The organism is Paenibacillus sp. FSL H3-0321, assembly GCF_038002865.1.
Classification (GTDB): domain Bacteria; phylum Bacillota; class Bacilli; order Paenibacillales; family Paenibacillaceae; genus Paenibacillus_AQ.
In genome coordinates this window covers 3883258-3902512 of sequence record NZ_JBBODH010000001.1, presented here as the reverse complement: position 1 = coordinate 3902512, position 19255 = coordinate 3883258, and the positions used below count along the sequence as shown (strand labels likewise).

Annotated in this window: 18 protein-coding genes and 1 pseudogene; 13 read left to right on the top strand and 6 right to left on the bottom strand. The window is 49.7% G+C overall.

Annotated elements, in window-relative coordinates; all coding sequences use genetic code 11:
* Nucleotides 1-196: 196 nt before the first annotated feature.
* Nucleotides 197-1033 carry an EcsC family protein gene (locus MHI45_RS17215; protein ID WP_340896027.1) on the top strand — a complete coding sequence of 279 codons (837 nt, stop codon included), beginning with the start codon at nucleotides 197-199 and terminating at the stop codon, nucleotides 1031-1033.
* Nucleotides 1034-1155: 122 nt separating this feature from the next.
* On the opposite strand, the gene MHI45_RS17210 is transcribed toward MHI45_RS17215, so the two are convergent.
* Nucleotides 1156-1467 (bottom strand): putative quinol monooxygenase, encoded by a 312-nt coding sequence (locus tag MHI45_RS17210; RefSeq protein ID WP_340896028.1) that lies wholly within the window; start codon nucleotides 1465-1467, stop codon nucleotides 1156-1158.
* A 30-nt stretch (nucleotides 1468-1497) separates the two neighbouring features.
* The gene (locus MHI45_RS17205) at nucleotides 1498-1767 is read right to left on the bottom strand and encodes a SunI/YnzG family protein (RefSeq protein WP_340896030.1); all 270 of its coding nucleotides are present in this window, start codon (nucleotides 1765-1767) and stop codon (nucleotides 1498-1500) included.
* A gap of 301 nt (nucleotides 1768-2068) precedes the next feature.
* Here MHI45_RS17205 and MHI45_RS17200 point away from each other — a divergent pair.
* The 8 genes and pseudogenes from MHI45_RS17200 to MHI45_RS17165 all read left to right on the top strand — a co-directional run.
* Nucleotides 2069-3181, top strand: a pseudogene (locus tag MHI45_RS17200) (nitric oxide synthase oxygenase); the annotation flags it as partial.
* 894 nt (nucleotides 3182-4075) lie between these two features.
* A complete protein-coding gene (locus MHI45_RS17195) occupies nucleotides 4076-4624 on the top strand; it encodes a TetR/AcrR family transcriptional regulator (protein ID WP_076110922.1) in 549 nt (182 codons plus the stop codon).
* A 1284-nt stretch (nucleotides 4625-5908) separates the two neighbouring features.
* Entirely contained in the window at nucleotides 5909-6883 is a 975-nt protein-coding gene (locus MHI45_RS17190; RefSeq protein WP_340896037.1) for an NAD-dependent epimerase/dehydratase family protein, read from the top strand.
* A 102-nt stretch (nucleotides 6884-6985) separates the two neighbouring features.
* The gene (locus tag MHI45_RS17185; protein ID WP_038597878.1) at nucleotides 6986-7342 is read left to right on the top strand and encodes a nucleotide excision repair endonuclease; all 357 of its coding nucleotides are present in this window, start codon (nucleotides 6986-6988) and stop codon (nucleotides 7340-7342) included.
* Between the two features lie 237 nt (nucleotides 7343-7579).
* Nucleotides 7580-8302 (top strand): hypothetical protein, encoded by a 723-nt coding sequence (locus MHI45_RS17180; protein ID WP_341119234.1) that lies wholly within the window; start codon nucleotides 7580-7582, stop codon nucleotides 8300-8302.
* A 5-nt stretch (nucleotides 8303-8307) separates the two neighbouring features.
* Nucleotides 8308-9609 (top strand): polysaccharide deacetylase family protein, encoded by a 1302-nt coding sequence (locus tag MHI45_RS17175; RefSeq protein ID WP_341119233.1) that lies wholly within the window; start codon nucleotides 8308-8310, stop codon nucleotides 9607-9609.
* Between the two features lie 335 nt (nucleotides 9610-9944).
* Entirely contained in the window at nucleotides 9945-11042 is a 1098-nt protein-coding gene (gene rlmN / locus MHI45_RS17170; RefSeq protein ID WP_076110928.1) for a 23S rRNA (adenine(2503)-C(2))-methyltransferase RlmN, read from the top strand.
* Between the two features lie 123 nt (nucleotides 11043-11165).
* Complete coding sequence (locus tag MHI45_RS17165) at nucleotides 11166-11453, top strand: DUF6509 family protein (protein ID WP_038597869.1); 288 nt, start codon at nucleotides 11166-11168, stop codon at nucleotides 11451-11453.
* Nucleotides 11454-11564: 111 nt separating this feature from the next.
* On the opposite strand, the gene MHI45_RS17160 is transcribed toward MHI45_RS17165, so the two are convergent.
* Nucleotides 11565-12314 (bottom strand): esterase family protein, encoded by a 750-nt coding sequence (locus tag MHI45_RS17160; protein WP_076110929.1) that lies wholly within the window; start codon nucleotides 12312-12314, stop codon nucleotides 11565-11567.
* Between the two features lie 13 nt (nucleotides 12315-12327).
* Entirely contained in the window at nucleotides 12328-13497 is a 1170-nt protein-coding gene (locus MHI45_RS17155; RefSeq protein WP_076110930.1) for an ATP-grasp domain-containing protein, read from the bottom strand.
* 250 nt (nucleotides 13498-13747) lie between these two features.
* On the opposite strand from MHI45_RS17155, the gene greA reads away from it, so the two are divergent.
* Nucleotides 13748-14233, top strand: a complete 486-nt coding sequence (greA, locus tag MHI45_RS17150; protein ID WP_038597863.1) for a transcription elongation factor GreA — start codon at nucleotides 13748-13750, stop codon at nucleotides 14231-14233.
* 147 nt (nucleotides 14234-14380) lie between these two features.
* Here the strand turns inward: greA and MHI45_RS17145 are convergent, their stop codons facing one another.
* Nucleotides 14381-15100, bottom strand: coding sequence for an SDR family oxidoreductase (locus MHI45_RS17145; protein WP_076110931.1), 720 nt, complete (start codon nucleotides 15098-15100; stop codon nucleotides 14381-14383).
* 205 nt (nucleotides 15101-15305) lie between these two features.
* On the bottom strand, nucleotides 15306-15644 hold the full coding sequence (locus tag MHI45_RS17140; RefSeq protein ID WP_076110932.1) for a winged helix-turn-helix transcriptional regulator: 339 nt from the start codon (nucleotides 15642-15644) through the stop codon (nucleotides 15306-15308).
* Between the two features lie 179 nt (nucleotides 15645-15823).
* On the opposite strand from MHI45_RS17140, the gene MHI45_RS17135 reads away from it, so the two are divergent.
* The 3 genes from MHI45_RS17135 to MHI45_RS17125 all read left to right on the top strand — a co-directional run bounded on the left by MHI45_RS17135 (nucleotide 15824) and on the right by MHI45_RS17125 (nucleotide 18814).
* Nucleotides 15824-16753, top strand: coding sequence for an AEC family transporter (locus MHI45_RS17135; RefSeq protein WP_076110933.1), 930 nt, complete (start codon nucleotides 15824-15826; stop codon nucleotides 16751-16753).
* Between the two features lie 213 nt (nucleotides 16754-16966).
* Nucleotides 16967-17803 carry a hypothetical protein gene (locus MHI45_RS17130; RefSeq protein WP_076110934.1) on the top strand — a complete coding sequence of 279 codons (837 nt, stop codon included), beginning with the start codon at nucleotides 16967-16969 and terminating at the stop codon, nucleotides 17801-17803.
* Between the two features lie 129 nt (nucleotides 17804-17932).
* A complete protein-coding gene (locus MHI45_RS17125) occupies nucleotides 17933-18814 on the top strand; it encodes an AraC family transcriptional regulator (RefSeq protein ID WP_076110935.1) in 882 nt (293 codons plus the stop codon).
* The last annotated feature ends 441 nt before the right edge of the window (nucleotides 18815-19255 follow it).

Genomic DNA, 19255 nt, shown 5'->3' with positions numbered 1-19255 from the left:
GGTCCTATGCGAAACCGACAGCTCTCCTGGGCCGTAGAACTTCCAAAGTGAATAATTTTAAATTAAGGCGTAACTATACCCAATGTATAAACCAGTGAAGAAACGCTCACAAAACTAAGCGTATGCTTTCGAAGCAAGCTTTGTACGAAGTGAACTCAGTGAAGAAACGCTCACAAAACTTTTAGGAGGTTACCCTATGCCGGAAATTGCTGAAGGCTTGCCGCGCTTTGAAACGGCTGCGGAGCTGCAGGCCGCGCTTGCCATAATTGTGAAATGGGAAAAAGAGCAGAACAAGCTGATGATTTGGGACCGGATCACCCGCTTGCCGTTCAAGCTATTGGACAAAATCACACCAAAGGTGATACACGAGAAGCTGGGCAAGCTGCTGGATGAACTGGGCAGTTATATCCAGAACGGGGGCAACTATCTGGTGGCTGGACGTAAGGTGGGCTCGCTCCTGGAGTCGTCCAGCCGGGCTGCCGGGGGAAGCGAGAAGGGACCGTTTCCGCTCGCTGTTATGGATGAAGCCGCACTGAAGCTGAGTCAGAGCAGCCGGAATGTAGCAACGGCACAAGGGGCTACAACCGGGTTCGGGGGTTTCTTCACGCTTGCTGCCGATATTCCCGCTATTTTGGGCCTGTCGCTGAAGGTCATTCAGGAAATCGGTCTATGCTATGGCTATAATCCTACGGACAAGGCAGAACGGATCTTTACGGTGAAGGTGATGCAGTTCGCGTCTTCGGATATTGTGGGGAAACGGACAATTTTGCAGGAGCTGAATCTGCAGGCCGGAGGCAACGGCGATATCACCCCCGGAACGAATGCTGCCGTCTCCAAGATCCAAGGCTGGAAGGAAGTTATTACGGTATACCGCGATAACTGGGGCTGGAAAAAGATGCTGCAGGCCGTTCCCGTCGCCGGGATGTTTTTTGGCGCATATCTTAACCGGAAGGCGCTGGAGGATGTGGCTGAGGCCGCGCGGATGCTGTACCGCAAGCGTAGAATTATCGCCAGGCTGGCTGAAATGGAATAGATCAATGGCTATAGATATTTTTTGAATAGCTGAGTCGGGATAACGCTAAAAAGGCAATGAATGCGGCCGCTGCAGGCTACGCTTATTGCCTTTTATATTCTTCACTAAAGGTTCGTCTGCGTTTAATTAAACGACAGCCCTTTGCCGCCTACAGGCTTGAGCTTTGTGGACTCCACACCGGCAATCAGCGGCATAGCGCGCTGGATAGCCGCTTTGGTAGCTTCCAGGCTGAGCGAGGCTGCATGCGCCTCCGGATTGCTCCATACCTCGGTAACCCAGAGAATATCCGGTTCGGTCTCCGAGAAATTGATGATGTAAAGCTCACACTCCTCGACAGTCTCAGCCGCCGCCGCGCTTTCCAGCAAGATTTCTGCCAAAGCATCGCGTTTGCCGGGTTGTGCAGTGAATTTAGCATACATCCCATATTTGCTCATATGTATCACTCCAGATTCCTTTTTTAACCACTAGTTGTAAAAATTACCTATATCTTCTATCTTTTTTATAATTGCCGCTGCATCCGAGGTGAATAAAATATAAATGTTGGACTGTGTTTTAATGACAACCCTGTCCGTTGTGCCGTAAGGAGTGCCGATTCGAATGGCATTTTTTTCGGAACCGCCATAAGTATCGTCTTGTGTAACCTCCACAATCTCTGAAAGAGGTATTTCAAACTTTGACAGCTGCCACTTGATCACGAGGTTTTCATCCGATTGTGTAACATTAATTCCTAACATATAGCTTGCTCCCCTCTCCTGAAATCTACATAATGCTAACTGAAGGTTCCATACTATAATATACAAAATTAGGTTTTTTTTCAGTTTATATTTTTATGGGCTGACTGGTCTCCGGCATATAAGCATTCAAAGGATCGCCTGAGTCTCCTTGTCCACAGCCTGTCCGATTCTTGCTTATTCCCGCAGGAGTTACTATGATTATGCTATTAACTTCAGGGACACAGGAATACAAATTCATCCCGCTTTGAGAAAAATATCACGAACATCCGGCAGAACCGGATCAAGCAAGGGAGTGGACGGTATGGGGAATAATGACTGCGGAGTTTTGCGCGAAGACTTAATAGATCAGGCCGAATCGTTCATCCGGTTATGCTACGGGGAGCTGGAGAAATCCGAGCCTGAGATCCTTGAACGGGTGTCGGCCATACGTGAAGAAGTGCTGCAAAGCGGTACCTATAGGCATACCGAAGAAGAGCTGACACATGGAGCAAGGATGGCGTGGCGGCATAACAGCCGCTGCATCGGGCGTCTGTTCTGGCATTCGCTCGAGGTGATTGACGCACGCGGGAAGGAAACTGCAGAGGAGGTGGCCGAAGCGCTGCTGGCCCACATGGAGCGGGCCAATAACGGAGGACGTATCCGTCCGGTGATGACCGTGTTCCGCAGCGGTGAAGATCCTGCGAAAGTGATCCGTATCTGGAATCATCAACTGATCCGTTATGCCGGGTATCCCGGGAATGCAGAAGATCCGCGCGCTGGCGACCCAGCGTCTGATCCCTTTACCTCGCTCTGCCTGAAGCTAGGCTGGCAAGGGACCGGCGGCGACTTCGATGTGCTGCCGCTCGTAATCAGTATCGGCGATGAACAGCCGTGCCTGTTCCCTATTCCTAAGGGAATCGTGCAGGAGGTTCCGCTAACCCATCCGGAAATCGAACGTTTCCCGGAGCTTGGACTGCGCTGGTATTCGGTGCCGATCGTTTCGGACATGCAGCTGGAAATTGGCGGGATCCGGTATACAGCAGCTCCTTTTAACGGCTGGTATATGGAAACAGAGATCGGTTCCCGCAATCTTGGTGATACCGGTCGCTATAACCGGCTGCCGGCTGTAGCGGATCTGCTTGGACTGGACCGTTCGACCAATACGTCACTGTGGAAGGATAGGGCGCTGCTGGAGCTTAACCGTGCCGTATTGCATTCCTACAAGCTGGCCGGAGTAAGCATAGTGGATCATCATACCGCTGCCGATCAGTTCGTCCGCTTTCAGGAGCAGGAGAAGCAGCGGGGGCGGGAAGTATCCGGCAAATGGCATTGGCTGATCCCGCCGATGTCACCCTCGGCTACGCCAATCTGGAATGACAACAAGCTGAAAGAGCTTAACCTCAGTCCGCGCCTGGTCTACCAAAGTTCTGCTTATGCAGGGTGGCTGGAGGAAGCGGATGTTATGCAAAAAGGTATGCTGGAAGATGTGCAGGAGGGCACGCAGGGAGTAGCGCTGGAAGGTACGCGAGAAGGTACCCAAGGAGGTACGTATGAGGGGGCACTGGAAGGTGCGCGAGAAAGTGCTCAGGAGGGTATGCAAGAAGGTGCGCAGGAAGGTAGGCGAGATGGCGCAGGGCATACCAGTTCTGCCGCTGCGGCGGGCTTGGACATCACGGAGCATCAGCGCGAAGAAACTCCTGCTGAACCTGGACATGCAGCGGCGGAGATGGCCTGCCCTTTTCACCACCAGCAATAATTCCGACGGGCTATCAGTTTCCTGGTTACTTTAACTGCATTTCATACACCTAAAAATCAGCATTTTGGAGCAGTATAGGAGATAGCTGTATTCTGTACAATTATTTAGGCGTGATTTGGGCAAAACGTTGCTTTTCGCCAATTTTAGTTGTAAGAAATACATCTATCTCTAAAATAGCTTTATTGTATCCCTGGATAGTTGCAGTAAATACATTTATTTTGAAAGGGGCACCATAAGCTGATTCAGCGTTCATTCGCAAGTGTGGTATCGGACAGAATGCTCAGGGGAAATCCCAAGCGTAACAATAATTCGAAGAAGACTTGCGGACAATATCCTAAACGGCACTCTGGCTGCAAGTGATACGGACGTTTCCATCCAGTCCTGCATCCCTGCTGAGGACGACAGCCACGTGATTGTAAAGGTGGAACAGTCGGCTAGGCGTTTAAAATACGGGCTTGATTATTTAAGAAGTGGAGTATATACTTCTAACCAAGAAAGTGATTGATCAATAACCAACTGTTGAGGCGTGAATTACTTTATCTACTTCATCTGAAAAGGAGGCATAAGGCCATCATGAACAAACAATCCAGTACGGTCCGGTCTAAGACAGATGAAGCGACCTCCGTTAACCGGCGGGAGCAGATTTTGGAGGCGGCGGTTGTGGTTTTTGCCGAACTTGGTTACTACCGGGCGACCACTGCACAGGTAGCGGAGAGAGTGGGTATCTCCCAGCCGTATATTTTCAAGCTGTTCAAGAACAAGGAGGAACTGTTTGTAGCCGCACTGGACCGTGCCTTTGAGCGGATTATCCGCACCTTTAAGAGTGTTGAGGCTCCTGTAGATCAGCTGCTTGCGGAAACAATCCGGGTATATGAGCAATTGATGGAGACCCATCCTAATGAGATTCTTCTGCAAGTGCAGGCATTGGGCATACGTGATGAAATGATCCTCCGTGCGATGCAGAAGGGAATGCTTGAAGTCACCAGTCTGGTTAAGGGGAAATTTGTGGCTGCCGGAATGGAGCATCCGGAGGTTGAGGTCAGCACCTTTATGGCCAACGGCATGCTTTGCAATATCTCAATGGCGCTGGGAATGCCGGAATTAAAGCCAAAGCATCTGTAAGCACCAGCGAGTACTAGGGGGAGTTTGGCTAGTGAGCAGGATCTAAGGGCGGAGTCCCTTAGATATTAATGAGTTTTAGTTAGTGATTAGCCAATAACAAAAGTGCCCTGTTAGAAACTAAAGTACTAAGGAGCAACGGTATCTTGAGCAGCTCATCAACTGGTTAAATAGTCAATCGCCAAGCAATAGTGTCCATCGGTATGCCGTATAGCCATATGGTTAAGTACCCAATCGCCGTAAGGCCAATTTGATAGCCTATCGCTAATCCGAATCGCCGTAACGCCGATCTCATAGCCTATCGCTAATCCGAATCGCCGCCGTAACGCCAATTTGATAGCCTACTACTAATCCGAATCGCCCTAACGCCGACTCATAGCCTATCGCTAATCCGAATCGCCGTAACGCCAATTTGATAGCCTACTACTAATCCGAATCGCCCTAACGCCAATCTAATAGTCTATCGCTAATCCGAATCGCCGTAACGCCGATCTCATAGCCTATCGCTAATCCGAATCGCCGTAACGCCAATTTGATAGCCTACTGCTAATCCGTTTCGTCCTAACGCCTATCTGACAGCCTATCGCTAATCCGAATCGCCGTAACGCCGATCTCATAGCCTATTGCTAAAGCCGATTCGCTATATCGCTAATCCATATCACCTTAAAGCCAATCCGATTTCCTGATGGTTAATCCGTATCTCGTTCCGGACACCAGAGCTCTTATTTCGGAGAAATTGCCTGTTTGCGGCTGTGAACGGACCTCAGTGCAGCTATTGTTCACAATCGCACTCAATTTGTTGATTTTCACACTCAATAAGTGCATCTGGGTCCGAATGGAAGTCAAATAGACTCCGATCAGCAAGATAACGTCTCTCCAGTCCGTGACAGTCAGAAACGCGAAATTGTTTAGTTAGTGATCAATCACTATTGTATCTGGCGAAACCCAAAGCCAAAATCGCAAAGCTGAAGGCCAAGAGCCAAGAGCCAAGAGCCAAGAGCCAAGAGCCAAGAGCCAAGAGCCAAGAGCCAAGAGCCAAGAGCCAAGAGCCAAAAGCCAAAAGCCAAAAGCCAAGAGCCAAGAGCCAAGAGCCAAGAGCCAAAAGCCAAGAGCTAAAAGCCAAGAGCCAAAAGCCAAGAGCTAAAAGCTAAAAGCCAAGAGCCAAGAGCCAAAAGCCAAGAGCCAAGAGCCAAAAGCCAAGAGCCAAGAGCCAAGAGCCAAGAGCCAAGAGCCAAGAGCTAGGGGCCCAAACCCAAACCCAAACCCACTAATCAGGAGGAAATTAAAATGTTAAACAAAGCTGTCGTGTTAGGTGCAACCGGAGGAACAGGAATGGTCATTATTGCCGAGCTGCTGAAAAGAGGGGTGGAAACGGTTGCCTTTGGGCGATCCCTGCCAAAGCTGGAGCAGCTTGCAGCGAAGCTGGGGAATCCAACAGGACTCCGCTTGAAGACCGGCGACGTATTTAAGGCGGGCGATGTACTGGAGGCCGCGCAGGGGGGGGATGTTATTTTCCACTGTGCTTCGGTGCCTTATCACGAGATGAGCACCAAGCTGCTGCCGATGGGGGAAGCGGTCTTGGAGGCGGCAAGCAAGCTAGGGACCCGGGTTGTTGCGGTGGACGGCATTTATCCATACGGCAAAAGACGGAATGAGCAGCCGATCAGCGAGGATTATCCGAAGAATCCGCATACCCAAAAGGGAAAGGTCAAGCTTGAATTTGAGCGGATGTTCTTCAGCCCGCGCTGGAATCGGGCCAAAAGAATGATCGTCCGCTTGCCCGATTATTACGGTCCTACCGCCAATGAGGCATCGTATCTGGGCTCTACGCTGGAGGCGATTGCCACCGGGAAACCGGCGATGTTCATCGGAAATATGAGCGTTCCGCGTGAATACGTTTATCTCCCGGATGCCGCAGTGATGATGGTGGAGCTGGCGGGCAGGGAGGAAGCGTACGGACAGAATTGGAACATTCCAGGTGCGGGCATCATCTCGGGTAAAGAGATCGTCCGGATAGCCCGGGCGGCTAGCGGATCATCAAAACCGGTTATACCCGTCGGTGCCGCCGCCTTGTCGCTGCTGGGACTGTTCGTCCCGGTCATGAAGGAGATTGTCGAGATGCTCTATTTAACGAAGGAGCCCCTTATTTTAAGCGGCAGCAAATATGAACGTACCGTTGGGCCGATTCCGGCCACACCGTTTGAACAGGGAATTACGGAAACGATCCGCGTGCTTAAGGCCCGGCAGGATAAATCTTTGTGAACACGCTTATAAAATACATCAAAGCCGCAGAAGATAGAAATAGTCAGGCCACTTGATCTGTGATACTATTTATTTCTATATACAAGAGGGAAGTGAGCACGAATGATCAGCATTACCATCCCGGCACCGGATGTTACGATTACCAAGCAGGAGAATCCTGTGCTGAGCCATATTTACGGATTTACGGATTTCCACCTGATTACGCGTGAAGCCGGCGGCATCTTTATGTTCTATAACGACAACGACGAGCTGTTGTTTGTAGGCAAGGCCAGAAAGCTGAGACCCAGAATCAAAAAGCATTTTGAAGATAACGTATCCGTAATGAAGCCCCATCGCGACGAAGTCACCAAGATTGAGGTATGCCTCGTTGAGGATCCGGTCGACAGAGAGATTTACGAAACCTACATTGTGAACAAGCTGAAAGCCAAGTACAATGTGGAGAAAGTCCTGTATAAATAGTGAATTTAGTGCAAAAGGCGTGGTCCAATGGGGCCGCGTTTTTTTTTGCGAAAAGTTTGGAAACCGCGGAAATCCGGCCTATCGGCGTGGTTAATCCTTTCTGGGGCAGAAAACTGGGTCTTTAGATGTATTTAGGAAAGTTAGATATTAAGGCTCACTTACATCCAGGACAAATCATCTATAATAAACTCGTATATGCTCGACATTTTTTGACATTTATAATGAGGTGATATATAGATGGCTGCTCCTTTTTTTAAGAAAAGAGACGCGGTGGACAAGACGCCGAAGCCGGGCATGGTTCAAAAGGTACAATTGGCGGAAAGTCCTCCTGAAGATTCGGAAAGCTATGAAAAGAGTGACAGCCAGAACAGCCTGATTTCGACGGGCAAAGCACAGCTGGACAAGAAATCACTGGATTTAATTTTTGCGGTTGAACAGATGATTCAGGACCGGACGCATGCCGAGACGAATAACCGTGAGCTTCAGGACCGGCTTGCGCATTCCAGCGGACATGTGGAGCGGTTGAATAAGGATCTCAAGAACCTCAATAAGGTGATTGAAGACCGAGAGAAGAACATTATGGAGCTGGAGCAGAAGCTGGTAGAGCGTAATCTGAAGGTGGATCAGGTGCTGGAGGATTACCGCGAGCTTCATATCACTTTTTCTGCAGAAATGGACGAACTCAAGAGCACCATTGACCTGGAGCAGCAAAAATACGTTAACCTTGTGCAGAAGCACAATGAGGCCCACGCGGAGAAGCTCAAGAAAATGAATGAGCTGGAAGAGAAGATCGGACGCCTGGAGACGGAAAATGGCCATCTTCGACAGAAATACGAAACGGTCCGGCAGGAGAAAGCCTACCTCTCCAGCATGATCAGTGATTTCACCAACCGGATGACAGCACCTTTTGGCGGCAGCAGCCTGCCTGCAGAGCGCAGTGATGAGAATGGGGATACATAATATTTATGCCAGTTGAGGAAAAAAGCGCCGCTCTGATGATAGAGTTGCTGTCGCTTGAGCACGGGCAGGACGGTTATCGCATGGAGGTAGGTCTAACCCGCAGCGGTGCCTTTACCAGACAAATGGTCCACATAGATGAGCTTACATATCTGCAAATGAACGCACTCCCCCCTTTTGAAGGACAGCGGATTCGGCTGTCACTGTACGCGAAGTGGGATCCCTTCCGCCAGACACATTTCAGCTCACTTATCAAAATGAACCGGACTTTCAGCGAAACGCTGTATTTCGCCTGCTCCGAAGAATATATCTCCTTGCTTCATCGCTTGAAGCAGCCGGAATGGGTGGGTGCTGAACAGGTAAAGGAGAAGGAGAAGGAAGAGGCCGCGGTGATTCCCTCCCCGGCGGTAGCGGCAGTACCGAAACCGGTTAAGCGCAGCAGTTCCAGGGCTGGAGCCCGGTCGATTGCCCTGCGGGGACTTGTGTTGAGCCTTCTGCTGATCGTATTCTTGCTGCGTATGGACGATGGACTATTCTCGGACAGTGCCGAAGCGAAGGTGGAAGTCACCCAGTCTGAGGCTGGTGCTCATAGTTCCGAGCAAGATGACACCTTGTCCGCTCCTTATACCCCTGTGGTGCGGCTGACTTCACTTGAGAGCAGTATAGCCGAGGCAGCCACGGTGCCAGTAGTGGATGAGAAAGAAGTGCAGAAGCTGCTGTACGAGGAGCTTGAGCTTGGCGGAGACAGCTATGAATACGCCTTGCCCAAGGGATATGTGGCGCTCTCCTTCGATGATGGCCCCTCGAAGTATACCAAGGAGATCGTGGATATTCTGCAGGCGGAAGGCATTGCGGCCAATTTTTTATTTATTGGACAGAATGTGCTCCACTACCCTGAGGCAGTAATCTATGCCGATGCGCAGGGCATGGCGGTCGGCAATCATTCGTGGGATCACAGCGTCATGACCAGGAACAGCGGTGAAGAGAACCGGAACAATCTAAGTCAAGTTAACCATGCGCTGGCACAGCTCATCCAGTCTCCGGTAACGGTCTTCCGTCCTCCGTATGGAGCGGTAAATGAAGAGCTGGCGGCTGAAGTCGGCAGACAGCATATGAAGGTGCTGCTCTGGAACCGTGACCCTGAGGATTGGAAGGCGGACAGCCCGGAGGAGATTCTTCATTATTTCCGCGCAACCGATCCGTCGGGCGGCATCTATCTTTTGCATGAAAAAAGCATAACCGTAAAGATCCTCCCTGAAATCATCCAATATCTTAAGAGCAAAGGCTTGAAATTCGCCATCTTTAAATAATTTGCAGGGTTAGAGCGTATCCATCGTAAATGGATACGCTTTTTATATACCCTATAGCTAACTTCATATGTTGTTAGGAGAATTAATGAGATTCGCTGTTTTAGACTCCGGGAAATTACCGAAGGCAATGACCGCCAAGGCTGTCTGGATATAATGTGCATAGCCGGCTGCATACTGCTCCAGCTGTGTATCGGTAACTTCACGGATACGTGGCAGCAGGCAGGGATTTCCCTTGTTTTAATATACGAAATTTGAGACAATAAGTAGATGTTGTTGGAAGAGTCCTGTCAAGGTAGAATAGATTGAACTTTAAAGTTTTGAAAAGAGGATATGAAATGAATAAAGAATCCATTTATGGATTAACATTGGATCAACTGGCGTCATGGCTATCGGAGCGCGGTCACAAAAAGTCCCGTGCAGCCCGGGTCTGGGACTGGATTTACCGCAAGCGGATTACGGATTTCACGGAGATGTCCGATCTGAATAAGGATTGTGTGCAGCTGCTGTCCGAGCATTATGTATTTCAAACGATGGATGAGCATGTGAAACAGGAATCGGCTGACGGTACGATCAAGTTCCTGTTCCGTCTAAAGGACGGCAATCTGATCGAAACGGTACTGATGCGGCAGAAATACGGCTTGTCCGTCTGCGTCACCACTCAAGTCGGATGCAATATCGGCTGCAGCTTCTGTGCGAGCGGACTGCTGGCGAAGAGCCGTGATCTGTCCAGCGGCGAGATTGTGGAGCAGATTATGAAGGTGCAGCAGCATCTCGATCAGGCCGGACTGGGACAGAGGGTCAGCCATGTAGTAGTGATGGGGATCGGCGAGCCGTTCGATAACTTTGAACATCTGCTGAATTTCCTGACAATCATCAAGGACCACAAAGGGCTGGCGATTGCCGGCAAGGGCATTACCGTCTCCACAAGCGGTCTGGCTGACAAGATCAGAGAATTTGCCGATGCCAATATGCAGGTCAACCTGGCGATTTCTTTACATGCGCCGAATAATGAGCTGCGGACACAGATTATGAAGATCAACCGAGCCATTCCTATAGAGAAATTAATGCCGGCGATTGATTACTATCTGGATAAGACGAACCGGAGAATTACGCTGGAGTACATTCTGCTGAAGGACATCAATGACCGCGAGGAGCATGCGCTGGAGCTGGCAGAACTGATCGGCGACCGGCGTCAGCTGGCCAACGTCAACCTGATCCCGTACAACCCGGTGGATGAACACAGTCAGTACCAGCGGAGCGAGCGGGAGTCGGTACGGGCCTTTTTTGACACGCTGAAGAAGCAGGGAGTCAGCGTCAGCACCCGGCTGGAGCATGGCACGGACATTGATGCCGCCTGCGGCCAGCTGCGCAGCAAGCAGATTAAGAAGACCAAAGACAGCAGCGCGGATAAGAACGGGGTAGTTGCCGGGTAAGGCTGGAGACCATTTCAGCGGTTTGCCGACGGCCTGGTTAGCAGGACGTAACCCCTTCCATCACCTGCTAAGGATTTTTGTGATACAATAGCTTGGCAGTGATTAGGAAAGAAGGTATGCGTTGTGCTGACATTTACAAGCTACACCGTGGAAAATTTAAGAGACCCATTCGGTATTTTAAGCGGCAAGCGATATGAGTTCATGATTAACCTGGATGTGCCGGAAGAAGATGAACTGTACGAAGAGAACGGGGTATCGGCCCGCGTGATTTTCAAAGTTGAGGAAGAGAAGAGCGCCATCGTCAGTTACGATCTGCTGGAAACGACGACAGGCCGCGTTTTGGATTTCGATATGGAAGAGGACGAGGAAGCAGCACTGGCCTTGTTCTGTACAGAACATCTGCCGGAGTAAGGAAGTATGCACGAGAACCCGGGTGGTTATGTGAGGCAGTAAGACGGGTTCTGCATAGGAAAGGGGGGGCTTCCAGCTATGGCAGCTCCCCTTTTTGCAACATTATAACGACTATAGGCAGCCGCTGACATAATAATGAATCTGTTTGTTCCACCAAGGCCAGTCATGGTTCACATCGTGGCCCCAATAGTCAAACCGGGCAGGGATCTTCTTGCGCTGCAGCAGTTCCTGCAACAGGCGGGTTTCATGAAGCATTTCGTCCTCATAATCGCCCTGGCCGACACAAATGATGATGTTGCTGTTACGATATTGCTGCAGATAATAATCATCCTGAAGTCCCGGCAAATAGTGGAGCGGAGAGTTGAGATAGACGTTGTCGCTCATATAGTCGCCAAAGAAATAATAGGTGGAATAGACGCCGCTCAGGGCGATCAAGGTATCGAAATATTGCGGATAACGGAAAAAGAAGCTGGCACTGTAGTAAGCGCCCATGGAGCAGCCGGAGATGAGAATGCGCTGGTCACTGCCGCCATTGTTCCATTTGCTCTGGTGGAGAATGCCGGGGATCAGCTCCTGCGTGATGTATTTGTCATACTGCTCATGCCGTTGCACTTTGTCCTCGTGATTCCAGTGGGCAGAGAAGAAGGTCTCCTCATCAATGCTGTCGCAGGCCCAAATCTGCAGCTTGCCGGCCTCAATGAATTCCGAGAGCGTCTGGATCATGCCTGAATCCTCGTATTGATAGAATCTGCCGAGTGACGTAGGGAAGACCAGCATCGGTTTGCCGGCGTGGCCGTATATTTTATACTCCATTTCCCTGTGCAAGTTATGGCTGTACTCCTTATGGTAGCTTGTCCTCATCCGTTAACACATCCTATCCCTCTTCTTGTTGAATATAGTTCACGATGTCTCTGACATCCTCTAATGCGGCGGAACGGAATTGATAGGCGCTGTTCCCCATGGCTCTGCTGAATACCTCTTCGATCTCGGCATAATTCACGATCTTGTCGCCATAGGTGCGGTTGATGTCTTCATGGCTGTGGGTGTAATGCTTATGCTTCTTGCGGCTGGCATAGCCGGTATAATATTTGCCTTCATAGGGTCCGCCAACCTCGTTATGTGCGATCATGCTGGCCCATTCCTTATAGATGTCCACGTCGTATGAGAAGTTTATGGCATCAGTCATCCAGGCGCCGGGTGGACGCATATTTACTTCTAGAGCGATAATCCGGCCATCTTTATTCGACTTGAACAGCTCGATGTGGAAGAAACGCTCTTTGATGTCAAAAGCCTTCAGAATGCTTCTGCCCGCCGCCTCAACCTCCGGACTAATCTCCCGCAGACAGAAATAATACAGATGGTTATCGGTGTTGACGACCTCCATCACGCTGTTCTCGAACAGATGGCTTACGGCAAAGCGCACTTCACCATGGATATCGACCAGTCCGTCATAGGTCAGAATGACCCCGTCAATGAACTCTTCGATAATAAAGGGGACCTCAGCGGGTTTGGTGTCAAAAAATTGCTGCAGCTCATCCTCGTTATTGATCTTGTAAGTCATGCTGGCCCCGGAGCCGAGATCGGGCTTCACAACAAGCGGAAAGCCGGCTTCACGGATGAACGCATCGACGCTCTCCCGGGTGGTTCCGGTGGAGAACTGCACGGTGTTGACGCCGCTTTTGCGGAAAAATTCCTTCATCTTGGACTTCTGCTTCAGATTGTAGACGAAATCGGTCTTGGTGCCGTAAATGTTGAAGTCACTGCGGATGGCGGCATCCTGCTCCAGCCAATATTCGTTCAGTGACTCGAACCGGTCAATCTTGCCGTATTTATGTGTGAAATAGCCTACCGCCCGCAAGATCTCCTCGTAATTTTCCAGATCATTCACTTTGTAATACTCCGTCAGCGCGAGCTGCAGCTTGTCCTCCAAGTGTGCATATTCGGCATCACCAATCCCGAGCACCAGCACACCCTGACGCTGCAGCTGAGTACAGAAATCGGCGCTGTTCCTCGGGAAATGAGGGGAAAAGAAAATAAAGTTCACGGCGATCAACCCCTTTGGCTGGAATATAATTCCGAGTTAAATTGTGTGATTAATTTAATTTAATTTATCAGGTCCATCCCTATCCGTCAATGTTTTTGGAGAGTTAAGAGGGATTCACACTTCTTCGGCTTTGGCATCTTCGCATTTGTGCCGGGTAAAGGAGGAGGAGGTAATTTTCTTTTCTTCTTCGCATGTTTACGCAATATGGGGTAAAATACAATAAAGCAGGCAAAAATAGGAGTTGTAGAACATGTCTAAGTCCAATGAAGAAGTATTCTTGACTAAAGAAGGATTGGCTAAGTTAGAGGAAGAGCTTAGGGATCTGAAGACAGTAAAACGCAAGGAACTGGCAGCCCGCCTTAAGCTGGCGATCAGCTACGGGGACTTGAAGGAGAACAGTGAGTACCACTCGGCCAAGGAAGATCAATCGTTCATGGAAACCCGGATTATGATCCTGGAGAAAATGCTGACGAAAGCCCAGATCGTTGATTCGAGCAAAATGGATCTGAGTGCAGTCAGTGTAGGTTGCATCGTGATCCTGAATGATGTGGAATACTCCGAAAAAATCGAATATAGAGTGGTGGGCCCGGCTGAGGCTGATGTGCTCGACAACAAGATTTCTTATGAAAGTCCGCTGGGCAAAGAGCTGATCGGCAAAAAAGTGGGCGACATCATCAGCGTCAATGCCCCGATGGGCATCATAAAATATGAGCTGCTTGAAATCAAAATGCTGTAACAAACAAAATCCTCATCCCCTTGTCATTTCGCTGGGGATGAGGATTTTTGTTGTAGACAGGTGAGCGCATCTCCGGAATGACGGCATTACGGCGTAACGGCCGCCCGGGGGGAATGACGGAACGCAGCTTCCGGGTCTGCGGCTCTTTCAGATCAGGCTATGGCCGCCGTCGATATGAAGTACCGTGCCTGTGGTGAATCCGTTATGGATCAGGTAAAGCACGCCCTCAGCCACGTCCGCCGCGGTGCCTACACGCTGTACCGGCAGCTTGGCAGCTGTGCTGCTGTAAAAGGAATTCCGGGACTCCTCCGCCATCCCTGCCCGGGAAGGCGTGTCAATAATGCCCGGAGAGACGACGTTCACCCGCAGAGGGGCCAGCTCCAGGGCCAAGGTTCGGCCAAGATTTGCGACAGCAGCATTCACTGCGCCCAGCATGGAGGAGCCGATCATGGATTTGAACGCTACAACCCCCGAGAAGAGGGTAATGGAGCCATTGGGGGTCAGCATCGGAGCCGCATATTTGGCGGCATAATATTGGCCCCAGAATTTATTCTCGAACAGCGAGCGGGCAGTGCTTGTCGGCGTTGCCAGGAAAGGCCCGCCGCTTGTTTCGGCCGCACTGACAACCAGATGATCAAAAGTCCCGGTCTGCTCGAAGAACAGCCGCATCTGCTCCTCATCTGTCACATCCAGTATGTGTGAAGTTACTTTCGCCCCTGTACCGATGGCAGACTTGGCCTGTTCCAGCTTATGCCGGGAACGGCTGGCAATTACAATCTCCGCACCTTCCGCGGCGGCCCGTCTGGCCGTTTCCAAACCGATTCCCGAGCTTCCGCCGACAATAACTACTTTTTGTCCTGTTAACATCTCTTTTCCTCCTCAAAGGTTTATGGAGCATTACTTTCAGACATCCGCCGCAATAAAACTCGCTTCGGAAGCATCGCTAAGCATGTTGTGCTCTGTGAGGAGAGTATATGTCTATAACTTCCTTTTGGGAAGTAGTTACCTTATTGTTATACAGTTTCCAAAAGTATAGTTTTGTGTGGTGGAAGGGTTGCCGGATTAAAGTTTTTTAGAGCGTGAGTCCGTATCGTTTAAGCTCGATAAAAATTCCTTCCAGCTGTTCCCCCTTCGTGGTCAGGGTATATTCTACGCGCGGCGGCACCTCCGGATATACTGTACGTTCCAGAATGCCATGGTTCTCCAGCTCACGGAGCCGCAGCGAGAGCGTCTTCGGGCTGATTCCCTCCAGGGATTTCAGCAGATCGCTGAAGCGCATCGTGCCTTCGATCAGCAGATCACGGATAATGAGAAAGGTCCATTTGGTTCCAATAATATCGAGCGTTTTGGCAATGGGACAGGGCTCGCCGGGAGTACCCTTGGTTATAATGACAGGCTCTGAATGGTTCATATTCAACTAGCCTCCTGAGTAAATAGCGAGTTTTCTTAATCATATCACAATACTATCTTTTGGGAAGTTATGTGCAGCCATAGGCAGTTTCTATTAAGCATATTGTTTCCATATCTTAGACGGGCCTTGCTTCAGCAGGTATAGTAGGGAGTAACTATAGAACAGAGGAGTCCTGGCCCGTGATTGAGACTGTGTTGTCGACGTTATTTAAGGTCATAGTGCCGCTGTCCATTCCGGTCATCGCCGGAGCGCTGCTGGGCCGGTTCAAGAACCTAGATACGAAACCGCTGTTAATGCTCTATTTGTACTTTTTGAGTCCGGCGATCATTCTCGATACGCTGGCTACTGCAGAAATTTCCTTCGACGACGTCTATAAGACACTGTCGTTCTCCTTGCTGAATCTGTTTCTCTTATGGGGCCTGGCCAATGTGCTCGGGCGAATACTGAAGCTGGCTCCGGCGGAAGCCGCCGGACTGACACTGGTCTCCACGTTTACGAACAGCGTCAATTACGGGCTTCCGCTGGTGCTGCTGGCCTTCGGCCAGCTTGGCCTCGATAAAGCATCGGTCTATGTCGTTGGCCAGATGGTAATCGTTAATACCATCGGCGTTTATTTCGCTGCGAGATCACAGTTCTCGGTGCGCAGCGCCGTTAAATCCGTGTTTTCGCTGCCGGCCATCTATGCGGCAATTCTGGCCTTGATGCTACGGGCGCTCGGCCTGCATATGCCGGATGAACTGGCATCCGGGGTCTCGATGGTGGCCGGGGCGTATTCGCCCGTGGTGCTTGCGATTCTGGGCGCACAGATGGTGAAGGTCAAAGCGGCCCAGACAGAGCGCAATGTGCAGCTTGCCTTCTGGACCGGGATCACGGTCCGCCTTCTGCTGGCTCCGCTGCTTGCCGCACTCGTTTTGCTCCTGCTGAATATTACCGGCACCTTATTTTCGGTGCTGCTCATTCTGGCGTCCATGCCTGTCGCCGTCAATTCCGTCGTGCTGGCCGAACGGTTCAGCAGTTCTCCCTCCCTGGTATCCCGCTGCATTGTATGGACAACGCTAGCTTCTTTCCTGGTGCTGCCGGTGCTTATTGTGGTGGTCGGCGGCGTGTAACGAGCCTGCGCTTCTGCCGCTCCTTTGCTACATTGATTTGTATATATTTAGCTAGATAAGGTACATGAAAGCCGATTCTATAATTGGAGTAACTATGGATTCCCAAAAAACTTTATTTTAACCTATATATCTTTAATAATTCCGATTGTTGGAAAATCCATTAATAAATATAATAGTAGCAAATATAGTTATAGCCAGGAAGGGGAAGCTTAAATGATTCCATTAGATGACGTAGACAAATGCTACCCATTAATAAATGAGCGGGCACAACGTTTTTTGAGTGAGCAAGAACTGAAACAATATCTCTCCCTCCCGCAAAACGAGGTTGAACACCAGCTTAAACTGTTGCTGGAAAGTCCGATTGCCCAATTTACCGTTGTAAATGAAGTCTACTTCAGAGCACGTTGGGCGGAGGTTTTTGAAGCACTGCAGTTGGGAGATGAACTGACATTATTGGAGGTGGCTTCCGGCGATGCAGATATGGTTCCCCAGGTCATGGCACGAACCCATCCGAACAGTACATACATAACGGCCAATATGAATAAAAGCCTCACCACCAGTTTGCTGCAGAAAACGCTGGGCCTTCCCCTGCATATGAAAGTCATAGAGGACGATGCAGCTTATCTCGAACAACATCTGTCTTCCGGGTCAGTGGATCTTATCGTTTTTCAGCATGCGGTCAATGATATCATCCAGGCGATATTGTGTGGACAGGCTGGAATCGACACCATACATACAGATTGGATGGAAACTCTGCCGGCCATGATCAAACTTCTTCATCAGGAGGTTGCCTCAGGTACACTCGAAGTTCATGCCATGCAGCCTTTTATCACCTTGATCCACACTTTATTGATTTTTTTGCGAACAGATGGCATTATCGCTATGAATCATTATATGTTCCAATTAGACCTTGACTGGGGCTACCCGTTAGATTTGTTTGAGAATATCATCCCCCTGACCAGACGCTGGCTGAACGGGATTCAGGGTTGCGAAGAGATTTTTATTCCCGGTTTTGACCGGCAATGGTGGATCTTTTTGCAAAAAAGATAAGGATGTTTCACAATCGCGGTGAACCGTATCACAAGTAGGGGCAAGTTTTTCAGACAAAACGAAGCACTTTCGAACAGGAATTCTTTCAGCCGTTCTTCTAGACTGAATAATGAAAGGAGATGAGAGCGAGTGGAAACGCTTCGGTTGCTTCGGCAGGCGATTGATTACGTAGAAGAGAATTTGCAATCGAACATTGAGATCGACGATATCGCAAGGTCCGCGATGTCTTCGAAGTACCATTTTCAGCGGATATTCCATGCCTTGACGGGCTTTACGGTGACCGAGTATATGCGTAACCGAAGGCTCACGCTTGCGGCGGAAGATCTGGCAGGATCGGATAGTAAGGTCATTGATATTGCGCTGAAATATGGTTACGAGAGTCCTGAAGCATTTGCCAAAGCATTTCAACGGATGCATGGCGTAACACCACTTGCGGCAAAGAAAAAGAATGTGAAGCTCAAAGCGTTTTCTCGAATCTCCTTTCAAATTCAGATTAAAGGAGAAACAGAAATGAACTATCGTATTGTCGAGGAAAAGGCTTCAACAGCAATCGGCAAGGTCGTCATCATCAAGAAAGACCCTTTCACGGAGATACCGGCTTTCGTAGAGGTAATTTGGAAGAATGGCACGCATGACCAGATTAACGAGACTGTTGGCAGGCCTGCAGGTTCTCTGTTAAACGGATATTACTTTGATTTCAGCGAGGATGGTACTAAGAGCTATATGACGGGTGTCGAGTTGCCAGAAGGAAGAGGAGTACCAGATGGGCTGAACATCCTTCAGATTCCTAATCAAAGCTACGCGGTGTTCGATAGTCGAGAATCGATTCCAGACGACATGGAGATCGGGTTAGAAATCCTAAACGTCTGGAAACGAATTTATTCGGAGTGGTTCCCATCCTCGAATTTTGAACAAGTTGAAGGACCATGTATGGAGAAGTACTATTGGGCAAATGATGATCACACCGAATCGATTTGCGAAGTATGGATCCCGGTTAGAAGAAAGTCGTAATTTAAGTTTAGGCCGCCATTATGGCGGTCTTCATTATATAAAAGATACTTGCCGTTACAGACAGCGCGGTGAACCGTATCACAAGTAGGGGTGAGTTTTTTGAAGAAAAGCTCGCAGGAGCCAGTATTAGCATCATGCGGACCAAAGGAGCAGGGTGGGTAACACTCTGGTCGGAACGGTGCTAAACAGACTTCTGAGAGTTTTATTTGCGCTACAGAGTAATGGCTGGTATCCGTTATAGTAAAGCGTAACTCCGTTTGAAAGGAAATAAAAGCGGTTACTATTCTCCGCGATGATCCTGGCAGTTGAATTGGCCAGACATGCAGAAAGAGTAATCCAGGGTACCACCAAAAGGCACTGTAACCATCACGGCAGCGGGCGGCAGAATGCGATCGGGACCATTTTGGGAGAGGAGCGGCATTATCCGGTGTAAAAGTTGAA

Coding starts and splice junctions, on each gene's coding strand:
- MHI45_RS17215 (WP_340896027.1), top strand. CDS start 197: ATGCCGGAAATTGCTGAAGGCTTGCCGCGCTTTGAAACGGCTGCGGAG.
- MHI45_RS17210 (WP_340896028.1), bottom strand. CDS start 1,467: ATGAGCAAATATGGGATGTATGCTAAATTCACTGCACAACCCGGCAAA.
- MHI45_RS17205 (WP_340896030.1), bottom strand. CDS start 1,767: ATGTTAGGAATTAATGTTACACAATCGGATGAAAACCTCGTGATCAAG.
- MHI45_RS17195 (WP_076110922.1), top strand. CDS start 4,076: ATGAACAAACAATCCAGTACGGTCCGGTCTAAGACAGATGAAGCGACC.
- MHI45_RS17190 (WP_340896037.1), top strand. CDS start 5,909: ATGTTAAACAAAGCTGTCGTGTTAGGTGCAACCGGAGGAACAGGAATG.
- MHI45_RS17185 (WP_038597878.1), top strand. CDS start 6,986: ATGATCAGCATTACCATCCCGGCACCGGATGTTACGATTACCAAGCAG.
- MHI45_RS17180 (WP_341119234.1), top strand. CDS start 7,580: ATGGCTGCTCCTTTTTTTAAGAAAAGAGACGCGGTGGACAAGACGCCG.
- MHI45_RS17175 (WP_341119233.1), top strand. CDS start 8,308: ATGCCAGTTGAGGAAAAAAGCGCCGCTCTGATGATAGAGTTGCTGTCG.
- rlmN (WP_076110928.1), top strand. CDS start 9,945: ATGAATAAAGAATCCATTTATGGATTAACATTGGATCAACTGGCGTCA.
- MHI45_RS17160 (WP_076110929.1), bottom strand. CDS start 12,314: ATGAGGACAAGCTACCATAAGGAGTACAGCCATAACTTGCACAGGGAA.
- greA (WP_038597863.1), top strand. CDS start 13,748: ATGTCTAAGTCCAATGAAGAAGTATTCTTGACTAAAGAAGGATTGGCT.
- MHI45_RS17145 (WP_076110931.1), bottom strand. CDS start 15,100: ATGTTAACAGGACAAAAAGTAGTTATTGTCGGCGGAAGCTCGGGAATC.
- MHI45_RS17140 (WP_076110932.1), bottom strand. CDS start 15,644: ATGAACCATTCAGAGCCTGTCATTATAACCAAGGGTACTCCCGGCGAG.
- MHI45_RS17130 (WP_076110934.1), top strand. CDS start 16,967: ATGATTCCATTAGATGACGTAGACAAATGCTACCCATTAATAAATGAG.